Source organism: Butyricicoccus sp. AM78-15b2TA (assembly GCF_027665985.1).
Classification (GTDB): Bacteria; Bacillota; Clostridia; order Oscillospirales; family Butyricicoccaceae; genus Agathobaculum; species Agathobaculum butyriciproducens.
The window spans coordinates 116,459-130,386 of sequence record NZ_JAQEHY010000003.1 but is presented as its reverse complement, the minus strand read 5'-3'; the positions used below and the strand labels follow the sequence as shown (position 1 = coordinate 130,386).

Annotated in this window: 12 protein-coding genes; 8 read left to right on the top strand and 4 right to left on the bottom strand. The window is 56.5% G+C overall.

Features of this window, described 5'->3' with window-relative positions:
• The first annotated feature begins 201 nt into the window (after positions 1–201).
• The 8 genes from PGS25_RS04375 (at position 202) to eno (ending at position 8,895) form a co-directional block, all read left to right on the top strand.
• Positions 202–768 carry an RNA polymerase sigma factor gene (locus PGS25_RS04375; RefSeq protein ID WP_270417816.1) on the top strand — a complete coding sequence of 189 codons (567 nt, stop codon included), beginning with the start codon at positions 202–204 and terminating at the stop codon, positions 766–768.
• On the top strand, positions 689–1,609 hold the full coding sequence (locus PGS25_RS04370) for a hypothetical protein (protein ID WP_270417815.1): 921 nt from the start codon (positions 689–691) through the stop codon (positions 1,607–1,609). The genes PGS25_RS04375 and PGS25_RS04370 overlap by 80 nt, the downstream gene beginning before the upstream one ends.
• Positions 1,610–1,786: 177 nt before the next feature.
• Entirely contained in the window at positions 1,787–2,272 is a 486-nt protein-coding gene (gene trmL / locus PGS25_RS04365) for a tRNA (uridine(34)/cytosine(34)/5-carboxymethylaminomethyluridine(34)-2'-O)-methyltransferase TrmL (protein WP_270417814.1), read from the top strand.
• Positions 2,273–2,283: 11 nt separating this feature from the next.
• Positions 2,284–3,162, top strand: coding sequence for a DegV family protein (locus PGS25_RS04360; protein WP_118360007.1), 879 nt, complete (start codon positions 2,284–2,286; stop codon positions 3,160–3,162).
• Between the two features lie 224 nt (positions 3,163–3,386).
• Entirely contained in the window at positions 3,387–4,577 is a 1,191-nt protein-coding gene (locus PGS25_RS04355) for a phosphoglycerate kinase (protein WP_118728802.1), read from the top strand.
• Between the two features lie 112 nt (positions 4,578–4,689).
• Positions 4,690–5,460 carry a triose-phosphate isomerase gene (gene tpiA, locus PGS25_RS04350; protein WP_110435367.1) on the top strand — a complete coding sequence of 257 codons (771 nt, stop codon included), beginning with the start codon at positions 4,690–4,692 and terminating at the stop codon, positions 5,458–5,460.
• A gap of 115 nt (positions 5,461–5,575) precedes the next feature.
• Positions 5,576–7,324, top strand: coding sequence for a 2,3-bisphosphoglycerate-independent phosphoglycerate mutase (gene gpmI / locus PGS25_RS04345; protein ID WP_270417813.1), 1,749 nt, complete (start codon positions 5,576–5,578; stop codon positions 7,322–7,324).
• Positions 7,325–7,575: 251 nt separating this feature from the next.
• Complete coding sequence (gene eno / locus PGS25_RS04340) at positions 7,576–8,895, top strand: phosphopyruvate hydratase (protein WP_117489732.1); 1,320 nt, start codon at positions 7,576–7,578, stop codon at positions 8,893–8,895.
• 589 nt (positions 8,896–9,484) lie between these two features.
• On the opposite strand, the gene PGS25_RS04335 is transcribed toward eno, so the two are convergent.
• The 4 genes from PGS25_RS04335 to PGS25_RS04320 all read right to left on the bottom strand — a co-directional run bounded on the left by PGS25_RS04335 (position 9,485) and on the right by PGS25_RS04320 (position 13,887).
• Entirely contained in the window at positions 9,485–10,531 is a 1,047-nt protein-coding gene (locus PGS25_RS04335) for a hypothetical protein (protein ID WP_270417812.1), read from the bottom strand.
• Between the two features lie 16 nt (positions 10,532–10,547).
• The gene (locus PGS25_RS04330; RefSeq protein ID WP_270417811.1) at positions 10,548–12,368 is read right to left on the bottom strand and encodes a hypothetical protein; all 1,821 of its coding nucleotides are present in this window, start codon (positions 12,366–12,368) and stop codon (positions 10,548–10,550) included.
• Positions 12,368–12,736 carry a hypothetical protein gene (locus PGS25_RS04325; RefSeq protein WP_110435363.1) on the bottom strand — a complete coding sequence of 123 codons (369 nt, stop codon included), beginning with the start codon at positions 12,734–12,736 and terminating at the stop codon, positions 12,368–12,370. The genes PGS25_RS04330 and PGS25_RS04325 overlap by 1 nt, the downstream gene beginning before the upstream one ends.
• A 119-nt stretch (positions 12,737–12,855) precedes the next feature.
• The gene (locus tag PGS25_RS04320; RefSeq protein WP_117751069.1) at positions 12,856–13,887 is read right to left on the bottom strand and encodes an FN3 associated domain-containing protein; all 1,032 of its coding nucleotides are present in this window, start codon (positions 13,885–13,887) and stop codon (positions 12,856–12,858) included.
• Between the last annotated feature and the right edge of the window lie 41 nt (positions 13,888–13,928).

The following is a 13,928-nucleotide window of genomic DNA, read 5'->3' as shown; positions in this document are numbered from 1 at the left end:
AGATAAAAATGCAATAGATTTTTTGTTTAATGTTCCAGAGAAAATGCGAAAGTTTTTGTGCATATATCACAAGAATAACCTCTGTAAATTGTAGGTAAACACAAAGTAAAGGGAAAACAAGCCGAAATCTCAAAAAATCCGGCGGAAGCGGGAACGATTTGCCGCTGCAAAACGTGTTGGTGGTGAAAGGAGGAGAGAGCAATGCAGACAAAACTCAGGTCGGACGCATTTCTGCAGCAGGCGATGGTCACCTGCGGCGACGCGGTCTACCGCTTAGCTTTGTGCAGACTGAACAGCCGCGCGGACGCAGAGGACGTCTATCAGGAAGTCTTTCTCCGGCTGCTGCGGGACGACACCGATTTCCGCGACACCGAGCATCTGAAAGCATGGCTGCTGCGCGTAACGCTCAGCCGGTGCACCGATCTTCGCCGGTCGGCGTGGTTTAAGCGCACCGCACCGATGGAAGCTGCCGCGGATGCTGCCGTTCCGGAACCGGAAAGCAGCAGTGAGCTGTGGCAGGCGGTACACGCACTGCCGGACGATCAGCGAATCGCGGTGTGGCTGCACTATGTGGAAGGCTACCGCACAGAGGAAATCGCGGAAATGGTCGGCTGCCGTCCGGCAACGGTACGCACGCGGCTGCATCGCGCAAGAAAGCAATTAAAGCTGGATTTGGAGGGATCTTACGATGAAGAACAACTGGAACGAACTGAAGGACATCAAGGCTCCGCAGGAGCTCAAGGAGCGCACGCTGGCAGCAGCTCGTGAAGCGCGTAAGCTGACGAACGAACCGCTGCATGCGGTGCCGCGCCATCCGTGGGGAATGGCAAAGCGCCTTCTGGCGGCAGCCTGCGCGTTCGGTATTGTGCTGGGCGGTACGGCGGTTTATCGCACGCATAATGGCACCGCGCAGACCGGCAGTGCAGCCGTAGCGGATGCCATCAGTCACACATTCGGCTTTGCAGCCTATGCCGCCGATACCGGCGAGCTGCGTCAGCCGAAGGACAGCAAGATCGTGTTCGATACCGGCAGCGGCGCAGACGATCCGGAAAAGGGTTTTTACTCCGGCTGTCTGTTCAAAGTCACCGGTGAGAATATCAAGACCATATCCGCGACCATCGACAAGGGCGCAGTCTACCGCACGAAAACCGTCAAGGATACATCGGCCGACCGTGACGAGTGGGTGCGCTCGATGCATCAGGGCACGAACCCCGAACTCGACGGCGCAGACCGGATCATGGTCTGGGGCAGTGACGAGATGCATATGTACGCCGACCTGTGCTGGAAGCTGGACAACGGCTTCACCGACGAGTACGACCCGGACGCCGGCTACGGTCTGTGGCTGCCCAGCCAGCCGGAAACCACGGACGATGATCTGCAGGATTCGTGGCACGCGGCTGTGGACGGCTTTGAGGGCGCAAAGCTGACCGTTACCATCACCTTTACTGACGGCTCGGAGCAGACCCGCTCGATGACGCTGCACACCGGCAAGCTGGGCGTGGAATACAAGGACGATACGTCCGGTCCGAGCCTTACCGGCGAAGTGCTGACCGATGAGCAGACCGCAGCGGAAGGCTATATCTATGGCGTCTATGCGGATATTGAGTAATTGAAGATATGTGCCGTTCATCCAAAATCATCAGAAAATTAGCATAGTGCATGAAAATTTCCTCTGAATCTTGTGTTCAGAGGAAACTTTTTTGCGAAAAAAATGGGAATATACCTTGAAAAATACGGTGTTATCGCATAAAATAGAAGAAGTTTAGTTCGTAAATGAGGCGAAAGTATGCTCAACATTGTTTTGGTCGAGCCGGAGATCCCGCAGAACACCGGCAACATTGCCCGCACCTGTGCGGCGACAGGCTGTGTGCTGCATCTGGTCGAGCCGCTCGGCTTTGCTATCGACGACAAGCGCATGAAGCGGGCCGGTCTGGATTACTGGCACCTGCTCGATGTGCGTATGTATAAAAATCTGGATGAATTTTTTGAGAAAAATCCGGACGGCCGCTACTTCTATGCGACAACAAAGGCGCCGCACGCCTATCATGAGGTGGAATACCGCGACGGCGACTACCTGATGTTCGGCAAAGAGCCCCGCGGTCTGCCGGAAGCGCTGCTCATCGAGCACCCGGAACGCTGCGTCCGCATTCCCATGAGAGAGGGCGCGCGCAGCCTTAATCTGTCTAACTCGGTCGCTGTTATTGTGTTTGAGGCACTGCGGCAGACCGGCTTTGAAAATCTGAGACTTGCGGGACCGTTTCCGCAGGCATAAAGGAGTAAAGCATGGAAAAGATTCATATTTTGACCGATTCCTCGTCGGATATTCCACACGAGCTGGTGGAAGCCCACGGAATCGAGATCGTTCCGATCATGCTGACGCATGAGGGACGCAGCTTCCGCGAATATTACGACATCACATCCGAGGACTACTGCAGGCTGCTCGAGACCAGCAGCGAGATTCCCGGCACGGCCATGACTACGCCGACCGTATTCCTCGAGTCCTACAATCGTGCATTTGAGCGCGGCTGCACGCATCTGCTGGCAGTGCTCATCAACGGCGGTGGCTCGGGTACCTATCAGGCGGCGTGCCTTGCAAAATCCATGTTCGAAGAGGAGCAGGGGGAAGGCAAAATGACCATCGAGGTCATCGACTCCAAGACCTACACCTACATTTACGGACACATTGTTGTCAAGGCTGCCGAAATGCGCGAGCAGGGCGAGAGCTTCGACGCAATCGTCAGCGTGGTAAAGAGCCGTCTTAACCGCGTGGAAGCTTACCTCGGCGTGTACAGCCTCAAGTTCCTCAAGAAGTCCGGCCGTATTTCGGGCGGCGCGGCTTTCGTGGGTGAGGCGCTCGGTCTCAAGCCCATCAGCCATGTGTATGATGGTGCGGTAAAGGTGTGTGACAAGGTGCGCGGTGAGAAGGCACTCGTTGCCGGAATGAGCAAAAAAGTCTCCGCCCGTGTGGTGCAGCCGGATAAGCAGACGGCTATCCTGCTCTACGGCGACGTACCCGCCGAGCGTCTGGATGAAATGGAAAAGCGTCTGCGTACCGAAATTGGATTCCGCGATGTGGAACGCGTAGTGATCGGTCCCTCGGTTCTGACAAATACTGGTCCGCTGGCGATGGCTGTAGCGTATTATGGAACGCCGCGGGATTGATGCAAAAATTGTGAATGTTGTTTAATATTTCGCAACTTTTTGGCGAAAAACGCAAAAATCCTCTAAAAGCGAGTTGGAATGTGATGATTTTCACAATTTTGCTTGCGAATGACACGAATTACGAGTATAATTCTGTATTGGAAACGGAATTATTGTAGTAATAACAACCGTGCTTTTGTTCCTTATCGTAACTTTATAATACATCTTAAAGGAGAGGGATATTTATGCAGTATAACAAGAAGAGCGTTGAGGATATCGACGTATCCGGCAAGAAGGTAATTGCCCGCTGCGATTTTAACGTACCGCAGGACGAGAACGGCAACATCACCGACGACAAGCGCATCCGTGCTTCGCTGGAGACCATCAACTACCTGCTGGATCACAACGCTGCTGTAATCCTGTGCTCGCACCTCGGCCGTCCGAAGGGCGAAGTAAACATGAAGTATTCGCTGGCTCCGGTCGCTAAGCGTCTGGGCGAGCTGCTTGGCAAGGAAGTCAAGCTGGCAAAGGACGTTGTAGGCGAGGATGCTAAGAAGCTGGCCGCTGAGGTTAAGCCGGGCGAGGTCGTTCTGCTTGAGAATGTTCGCTTTGAAAAGGGCGAGACCAAGAACGACGCTGCGCTGGCAAAGGCTATGGCTGACATGGCTGACATTTACGTCAACGACGCATTCGGCACCGCACACCGTGCGCACGCTTCCACCGCAGGCATCGCAGATTACCTGCCGGCTGTATGCGGCTTCCTGATCAAGAAGGAAATCTCCATCATGGGCAAGGCTCTGAGCGACCCGGCTCGTCCGTTCGTTGCAATCCTGGGCGGCGCTAAGGTTTCCGACAAGATCGGCGTTATCGAGAACCTGATCGACAAGTGCGACACCATCATCATCGGCGGCGGCATGGCCTACACCTTCTCCAAGGCAAAGGGCGGCGAGATCGGCACCTCTCTCTGTGAGGAAGACAAGATCGAGCTGGCACTCGGCCTGCTCAAGAAGGCTGCTGACAAGGGCGTTAAGCTGCTCCTGCCGGTTGATACCGTTTGTGCAGATCACTTCGGCGCGGACGCTGCTCCGGTCGTATACGAGGCTGGCAAGATCCCGGCTGACATGATGGGCATGGACATCGGCCCGAAGACCGTAGAGCTGTTCTCTGAGGCTGTCAAGGACGCAGGCACCGTTGTTTGGAACGGTCCGATGGGCGTATTCGAGTTTGACACCTTCGCAGTCGGCACCAAGGCTGTTGCCAAGGCAATCGCTGAGAGCAAGGCTGTTTCCATCATCGGCGGCGGCGACTCCGCAGCTGCTGTTGAGAAGCTGGGCTTTGCTGATAAGATGACCCACATCTCCACCGGCGGTGGCGCTTCTCTGGAGTTCCTCGAGGGTCTGGAGCTGCCGGGCATCGCATGCCTGCAGGACAAGTAAGTCCATTAGGAACGCTTTATATCGGAGCGCGTTCTGTTGAGCGCTCCGTATAAATACATAAAGATTTAAGACGGAAAAGTCCGTCCGAATGTTTGAAAGGGGTAAAACCAACATGAATCGCAGATATCGTAAGACCATTATCGCCGGCAACTGGAAGATGAACAAGACTCCGGCAGAGGCTAAGGCTCTGATCGAAGAGATGAAGCCGCTCCTGTCCAAGACCAAGTGGTGCGAGATGGTTCTTTGCGTACCGTTCACCGATATTCAGGCTGCTGTAAAGGCTGCTAAGGGCTCCAAGATTGCAATCGGCGCTGAGAACATGCACTTCGAGAAGTCCGGCGCGTTCACCGGCGAGATCTCCGCTGACATGCTCAAGGAGCTGGGCGTTAAGTACGTTATCATCGGCCACTCCGAGCGCCGTCAGTACTTCAACGAGACCGACGAGGCTTGCGGCAAGAAGGTTCAGGTCGCTCTTGAGAACGGTCTGCGCCCGATCCTGTGCGTAGGCGAGTCTCTGACCGAGCGCGAGCAGGACGTTACCATGGAAGTTATCCGCAAGCAGATCAAGATCGCTCTGCAGAACGTAGCTGTTGAGGACATCAAGAAGGTTGTCATCGCTTACGAGCCGATCTGGGCAATCGGTACCGGCAAGACCGCTACCGCAGAGCAGGCTAACGAGGTTTGCTCCGCTATCCGTGACTGCCTGCGCGAGAAGTACGGCGCACGCGCTGCACGCGGCATCACCATCCAGTACGGCGGTTCTATGAACGCGAAGAACGCTTCCGAGCTGCTGGCTCAGCCGGACGTTGACGGCGGCCTGATCGGCGGTGCCTCCCTGAAGAGCGCTGACTTCGCTACCATCGTAGAAGCAGCTAACCAGTAAGATAAGGATACGGGAAAGGGAAACGCTCCCTCACCGTTTTGCGGAGGGGGACATGGTGATATCGTGTCCCCTTTTATTCTCTTATCGTTCGCTTCTGTAAAGGAGTTTTATCAGTATGAAAAAAACCACTATGCCGGGCATGCCGGAGGTAGAGGTAGTCGAGATCAAGACTTCCGCACCGGTTAATGTTCTGGCAGATCCGGCTCCTGCAAAAAAGCCGGCGGCAAAGCGTACCCGCAAGACCGCTGCGGCAAAGACAACTGCAGCCAAGACTGAGGCGAAAAAGCCGGCAGCCAAGCGCGGCCGCAAGCCCAAGGCAGCCACCGCTGCTGCCAAGAAGGCAGAGGGCCCGAAGAAGCCGACCGCTCTGATCATCATGGACGGCTTCGGCCACCGCGAGGAGACCAAGGGCAACGCCATTGAGGCTGCTAAAAAGCCGAATCTCGATAAGATTTTCGCAGAGAACCCGCTCACCTATATCGGTGCATCCGGTCTGGACGTTGGTCTGCCGGACGGCCAGATGGGCAACTCCGAGGTTGGTCACACCAACATCGGTGCAGGCCGCATTGTATATCAGGAGCTGACCCGCATCACCAAGGCCATCCAGGACGGCGATTTCTTCGAGAATCCGGCTCTGATGAGCGCTATCAACCAGTGCAAGTGGTTTGATTCCACCCTGCACATTTTCGGTCTGCTGTCTGACGGCGGTGTGCATTCCCACATTGACCACATGTTCGCGCTGCTCGAGCTGGCACGCCGCAATGGTCTGCGCAAGGTTTGCTTCCACTGCTTCATGGACGGCCGCGACACGCCACCGCAGTCCGGTATCGAGTATATCGACCGCCTGCAGGCCAAGATCGACGCTGTTGAGGTCGGCTGCATCGCAACCGTATCCGGCCGTTACTACGCAATGGATCGTGATAACCGCTGGGATCGCGTACAGAAGGCGTACAACGCTATCGCACTCGGCGAAGGCGAGCACGCTGCTACCGCACACGAGGCTATGGAGCAGTCCTACGCAAACGGCGTAACCGACGAGTTCGTTGTTCCGGTTATCGTTACCGAGGGCGCGACCGTCAAGGACGATGACGCGATCATCTTCGCAAACTTCCGTCCCGACCGTGCGCGTGAGATCACCCGTGCATTCGTTGATCCGGAATTCACCGGCTTTGAGCGCGTACAGCCTAAGATCCACTACGTCTGCATGACGCAGTATGATGCTACTATTCCGGGCGTGGAAATCGCCTTCAAGCCGCAGAGCCTGAAGAACACGTTCGGCGAATATATCTCCGATCTGGGTATGACCCAGCTCCGCATTGCCGAGACCGAGAAGTACGCACACGTTACGTTCTTCTTCAACGGCGGCGTTGAGAAGGAGTATCCGGGCGAGGATCGCGCTCTGATCCCGTCCCCGAAGGTTGCAACCTATGATCTCCAGCCGGAGATGAGCGAGCCTGCCGTTACCGAGGAGTGCGTAAAGCGCATCCTGTCCGGCAAGTACGACGTTGTTATCCTCAACTTCGCAAACTGCGATATGGTAGGTCACACCGGCGTATTCGAGGCTGCCGTAAAGGCGATTGAGGCTACCGATGACGGCGTAGGCAAGGTCGTTGACGCCATCCTCAAGATGGGCGGCCAGTGCCTGATCACTGCCGACCACGGCAACGTCGATCAGATGCTCGACGCTGATGGTGTGACTCCGTTCACCGCACACTCCACTAACCCGGTGCCGCTTGTAATGGTCGGTCACGAGGGCAAGCTGGCAGACGGCGGCGTACTGGCTGATCTGGCTCCCACCATGCTGGATATGATGGGCATTCCGCAGCCTGCAGAGATGACGGGTCACAGTCTGCTTGTTAAGTAAGTCTCCAAGGGGGACGCTGTCCCCCTTAGATACCGAAAAAGTTCCCAAGGAAACTTTTTCGGATATCCCCCTCATCTTTGCACGGCAAAGACGGTTCGGGACACGTGTCCCGAAGCAGTGGTATAAAAGTCCGGCAGAGCTGGACTTTTATGGGGAATTTTATCGCCGCGTGCGCGCGGCGCAGCAAAAATGTGATTTTTGCTGTTTAGTTAGCCAACCATTTTATTTTATAATAAGAAGGAGAAAGAATTATGAAGGGCTACATTGAAATTGTTGATGTAATCGGCCGCGAAGTTATGGACTCCCGCGGCAACCCGACCGTTGAGGTTGAGGTTTACGTTGAGGGCGACACCGGCGCATACATGGGCCGCGCTGCTGTTCCGTCCGGTGCTTCCACCGGTATCTTCGAGGCTTGCGAGCTGCGTGACGGCGACAAGTCCCGCTACAACGGCAAGGGCGTACTCAAGGCTGTTGACGCTGTAAACGGCGAGATCGCTGAGGTTGTTATCGGCATGAACGCTCTCGACCAGCAGGCAATCGACAAGGCTATGATCGAGGCTGACGGCACCCCGAACAAGACCAAGTTCGGCGCAAACGCTATCCTCGGCGTATCCCTGGCTGTTGCCAAGGCTGCTGCAGAGGCTCTGAGCCTGCCGCTGTACAACTACATCGGCGGCTGCAACGCTAAGACCCTGCCGATGCCGATGATGAACATCCTGAACGGCGGCGCACACGCTACCAACAACGTTGAGATTCAGGAATTCATGATCATGCCGGTTTCTGCTCCGTCCTTCCGCGAGGCTCTGCGCCGCTGTGCAGAGGTATTCCATCAGCTGAAGACCACCCTGAAGGAGAACGGCACTCCGGCAGCAGGTGTAGGCGATGAGGGCGGCTACGCTCCGAACCTGAAGAAGGACGAGGACGCTCTGAAGGTTATCGTTCAGGCAATCGAAGAAGCTGGTTACAAGCCGGGCGAGGACTTCATGATCGCAATCGACGCTGCTTCCTCCGAGTGGTGGAATGACGAGGAGAAGTGCTATATCCAGCCGAAGTCCGGCAAGAAGCTGACTCAGCAGCAGCTGGTTAAGATGTGGAAGAACTTCGCTGAGAAGTACCCGATCATCTCCCTCGAGGACGGCATGGCTGAGGAAGACTGGGAAGGCTGGGCTATGCTGACCAAGACTCTGGGCGACAAGATCCAGCTGGTTGGCGACGACCTGTTCGTAACCAACACCGCTCGTCTGTCCAAGGGCATCGAGCTTGGCGTTGCTAACTCCATCCTGATCAAGGTTAACCAGATCGGCTCCCTGACCGAGACCCTGGATGCTATCCAGATGGCTAACCGCGCAGGCTACACTGCAGTTGTATCCCACCGTTCCGGCGAGACCGAGGACGCAACCATCGCTGATATCGCTGTTGCACTGAACGCTGGCCAGATCAAGACCGGTGCTCCGTCTCGTACCGACCGCGTTGCAAAGTACAACCAGCTGCTCCGCATCGAGGAAGAGCTGGGCGAGGATGTTGCACAGTTCCTGGGCAAGAAGGCTTTCTTCAACCTGAAGAACAAGTAAGTCTCCGTCCTTACCGTTACTGCAATATGAGAAAACCGCACGCTTTTGCGTGCGGTTTTTTTTATGGCTCAATCATAAAAGCTGTGGGATGAAGGATTTCTGATGTAGGGTTTCCGGCTGACATCGAACAGCTTCAGGAAGAAGTAATCGTCATCCGGATAGCCGCAGCCCTTGCACCGTAGAGTCTTGATTTTGTTGTTGCTTCCCTCGATCTGCCAGCGGAGAAATTGAAAGTAGCATGGGCAATAATTGCATGGCGGAGCCTCCCGTGCTGATTGCTGCGAAAAGCATACCGGTACGGACGCTGCCACGCACACCCTGCTGCACTCCAATCCCACAAGAAAAATGATTGAGCCTTTTTATATAGAAATTTCTTGCGAATATATAGTAAATTCTTGCGCTTGGGTTGACGGACGGACAAACCTGTGCTATCATAACTGCAGTAACATAGCGAATTCTCTGTGCTGAAACGGAGAATCTGGCTGTTTTGGATAAAATTGCTCACATTTTCATTTCTTTATCATAAATCACCTCTGCACCTTGTGTGCAGAGGTGATTTATTTTTTCGGATAGACGCGACTTGAGAAAATCAACCGCCGTAGCCGTTCTTCCATCGCTGCAGCGCAAGTGTGGCGTTCTTATAGCTGACATCGGCGGTCGGCGTTCCGGCAGGCACACCGAGGATCGCCGCGTCACCCTGACGAACGTATCCGCTGGTTTTCCAGCGCTCAAGTGCCTGCTCGTAGGCACGGATCTGTGCATTCGCCGCCGCACTGCTGACATTCAGCTGATAATTGCGCCAGTTCAGCGTCGGCGTGCCGTTCAGGAAGCCGGTCAGACCGGCTACGGACAAGCCGTAATCGCGGTCGGCGTTAAACTGGCTCAGCGCCGCCTGTGCCTGCTGAAGCGCTGCATTTTCTGATGCGGTATAGTAGCTGCTCTCGGCGGCTGCGGTCTGTTCATCGGCAGCATTCTGCGCCGCCGCACGCGCGGACAGACGCGCCTGGCCGAGCGCATTCAGGTCGCTGCGGTACCGGTTGTCCACCGCGATACGGCTGGTCTCTGCCATACCGCTGGTGGTCGCCTGCCCTCGTGCACCCATGTTAAGTCCGAGCGCCGCCAGCTTTTCCTCGTTATTCACTGCGGACTGTCGGGCATTGATATCGGTCTGACGCATACCGGCGGTGTAGTCGTTCTCGATGGACGAGAGATTGCTCTCCAGCTGCTTTGCAATGCGGCTGCGGGCGGTTTCAAATCGCTTGAAACGGGCATTTTCCGCCGCGTCATACAGGCTGCTGACGCGGTTTGCACCGGTTGTTGTGCTTGAAACCGAGTACGGACGGTAGCTGCCGTTCCATGTCGAAACCGCGTCGTTGGACGCAACCTTGCCGCCGAGACCGAGCGAGTCAATCTTGTTCTGGCGTTCGCTCAGCAGCTGCTGGCGTTTCGCTGAATCAGTCGTGCCGGCGATTGCCGCCGAGTAGTCAAAATTGTCGCGGTAGCCGTTGGAATTGAGCGCGCCGGAGGACGTGCTTGACGTCGATTTGCTTGCCGCCGTCTTAGACGAAGCGGACTTGGACGCGGCTGACTTTACGGTTGATGTTCGGCGCGCGGAAGTTGATTTGATGATTGCCAAAGGGGAATCCTCCTTTCTAAATTACGGTCTGGCCCTGTGTCCAGCGGATGGTGAGCGCGAGCAGACCAAACGGCTCATCCGGCCGGTCGTTGCCGATGCGCACGGCAAACAGCGGACTGCGGTGCTGCTTCCAGCGGGTACGGTACGTCACCGCACCCGGAATACACCGGAAGGAGAACCGCGAAAAATCCAGTGTGCGGAAGGAAAACAGGTCCATATTGCGGGAAAGCGCAAGCTGGACACCGTTTTCGTTCTCGTACTGCACGGTCGCGCCCGAGCGGGAATGCGGCATGAGCGTCGGAATCACGTCCCGCACGGTCTTTAAGCGGCTCCAGTCGGATAAGGGTAGGGTAGGCGTGCGCCAGTACGCGGCAATCGCCGCCGTGTCATCAAGATAGGCGTGCTCCTCCTCGCTTTTGGCAAAGCGGCACAGCCGGCCGTCTGCCGTGCCGAACCACAGCTGACCGTTCAGCACCGCCAGACACTGTGCAGGCACATTGACCCAGAAAAACCACGCCGGATCGCCGTTTTCCTCGGTCAGAGAGCCGTCCGCGACATAAATGTGTCCGTTTACTGCCAGATAATATTTGCCCTCGAATACCACCGCACAGGCGCTTTGGAGGTCGGTCTCCTGCGATAATTTCGGCACAATGGCATCGGATACCGAGCGGATCGTCCGCTGCTCGGCAACGGCGGTGCCGTACACGCCCTGCACACCTCTTGCCGAGAGATACAGCGGCAGGTCGTTCAGCACGGCGAAGCAGCGGCTCGAAATCGCGCCTTCACCTTGCGCACCCTGCTTGAGCGGATACAGCGCGGAACCGTCATCCGCCATCATGTAGGTGCGCAGATAGCTGGTCGCCTCTTGTGCGCCGCCGGACTTGACCACTACCTGACTTTCGTACTGCTTGAGATAGCCGACGATCGCAGATGCGTCCGTGCCCATGCGAGTGTAGCCGGTGTCCGGAAAGTAGGTCGGGTCGTATAGGCCGCTCTGCCAGTCGCAGTCCGGCTCGTCCGGGTTGCCGGAGAGGAACACGCGCGTGTCGTTTTTGCCGCCGTACAGACCGGCAAAGCGGCATTTGTTGATCTTGTCCGCATGCCCGCTGACGGTTTTGGCAAACGAGATGGACACATTCGCCAGTCCGTTTCCGTTTGCCGGAGCAGCGGACAGTGTCACCAGACCGGTCGAGCGGTTGACCGCCGAAACGGTAACCGCCGAGCCGTTCACCTCAGCCGTGACAGCTGTCTCGTCGAGGTCGGTCGCGTCCACCTTGAACTGGGTCGCCGTGCCGTCACCGATAAAGGTGTTGATGCGCTTAGGCGTCAAGAGATTTACCGCCTCGTAGCTGGTGCCGCCGCCGGTCGGCGCCGCAGAGATGGTCGTGGTCGGCACATAGGCTGTGACGGATACGGAAACGGCTTCCCAGGCCGTGTTTTTGCTGCTTTTGCGCACCGCACGATAGGTTTTGCCGTCCATCAGGTAGAGTACACCCTTCATCGTAAACGACTGGGAAAACGCCTCGTTCATGTCGCTGCACAGCGCGGTCTGCGTGCCGTCCGGCGCCCGGAAATACAGCTTTGCACCCGCATGAACGGCACAGCCCACACCATCCGGCATGGCGAATAACCCGTAGATGGGTGCGTTAAACTGCGCCTGTGTGCGCCATCCGGTGCGCTTTACCAGAAAATCGTTCTGGTCGCAGATCATGTTTTGCATATCCGGCGAGCGGGAGAGGGAAACCTTGGTCGGATGCGTGCGGCAGTCGATGCCGCCGAACCGGCTGACCACAGTCTGCTGCTCGGTCTCCGGATAGGGGAATTCGTAGCTTCGCATTAAATCATCTCCTGCACGGCGGTAAACTGCGCGGGACAGTGACTCAGCAGGCGTTCGCTGTATTCGGTTGCCGCCCAGTTGAACTTGGCCTTGTCGTCATCCGCGACAAGCAGCGCCGCCAGTCCGTACGGAAAACATTCGCGCGCCAGCCAGTCACCGGCGGGCAGTTCCTCGGTCAGCGCCGTCATGCGCGGCGGCACAAGCAGCACGTCTTTGCCGTCAGACGCACGTTCCGCGTTCATCTCGCGCAGGCTGTTCGCTAACAGCTGGTTGAGCGCACCGAGCGCAAACTGCTCGTAATACACACCGCTGTCCGGCGTTTCGGATAAAATATTCAGCGCTGCACGAAAGCATTCGGTTCCGGTCATAGGGTTACCTCCTTTGTGATGGGTTCATTGGATACAGTGAGAAGTTAGGAGAAGGAGTGAGGAGTAAACGAAGAAAAACTCCTATCTCCTCACTCCTAACTCTTATCTGCTATTTGAATTTAGCCTTCCGCTACCTCGGACGGATACGCGCCGGACTGCACGCAGTATGCGCGGATCTTGCAGCCGGTTTCAGGCGTCAGCACGGTGCCGGCAACATAATCCTTCGCGGAATCCGAGTAGCGCGGATCCGAGCCGTCCAGGGTGTAGCGCACCTTGCCGAACGCGGTGATCTTGCCCTGGCTGATGGTCGGTGCGCTCGAGCGGCAGTCCTCATCGACCAGTGCATATACGCCGCCGCACTTTGCGCCGAGCACATACGCGTCGTAGTAGTGACGGCCCTCGATCAGCGCACCGGATACGCCGACCGGGTCCTCGTGCACCTTGGCATCCGCGATCTTGTACGGCATGAGCACGGCATCCTTGTGTGCAACGAGGAAGTACACGTCCTCCGGCAGATAGCTCTTGGGAACGCGGACGACATTCATGCCGAATACCTCGCCGCACACGCCCTTGGCGATGGACTGACGCGCCAGCACATCTACGCCTGCAAACTCGTCCGAGGTGCACACCAGCTTGTACATTTCGCTGGTCAGATACAGATAGCGGTTGTCGTCCGGCACGAGCGCGTCATCGAGCGCCTGCGATGCATCCGCAATCTTGCTGATGATATTCGCCTTGGTCGGCTTTGCACTTTCCACAATGCTGCCCGCCATGGTGACAAAGCGCTTGAATGCGTACTTGTCCGCCGCCGGTGTGGACTTCTCATTCAGCTGCAGGCGCAGCATGTCGGCGGCGTTCTTGACCAGATTCTGATCGAGGTTGTTGCCCTTGTCGATGGTCAGGGTAAACGCCTTGTCCTGCGTCATGGTCAGTTCCTGCACCACGTCCTGCATTTCGGTCACATCGCCGTAACGCTTGAGACCGCCGTCACGGTCGTAATCGACCTCCTCCACCGTGATCGGGGTGTAAACCTTGAGCGTTTTCACGCCGGTCAGGTCATACGTCTCCGCGGTCTTGCCCTTGATGAAGGACGCACGGGTGAATACCTCCGCAATCTGGTCGGAATACTTGCTTGCGAGATTGATAGCCATAAAAATTTACCTCCTATATAAATGTTAAATCGTGAAGTGAT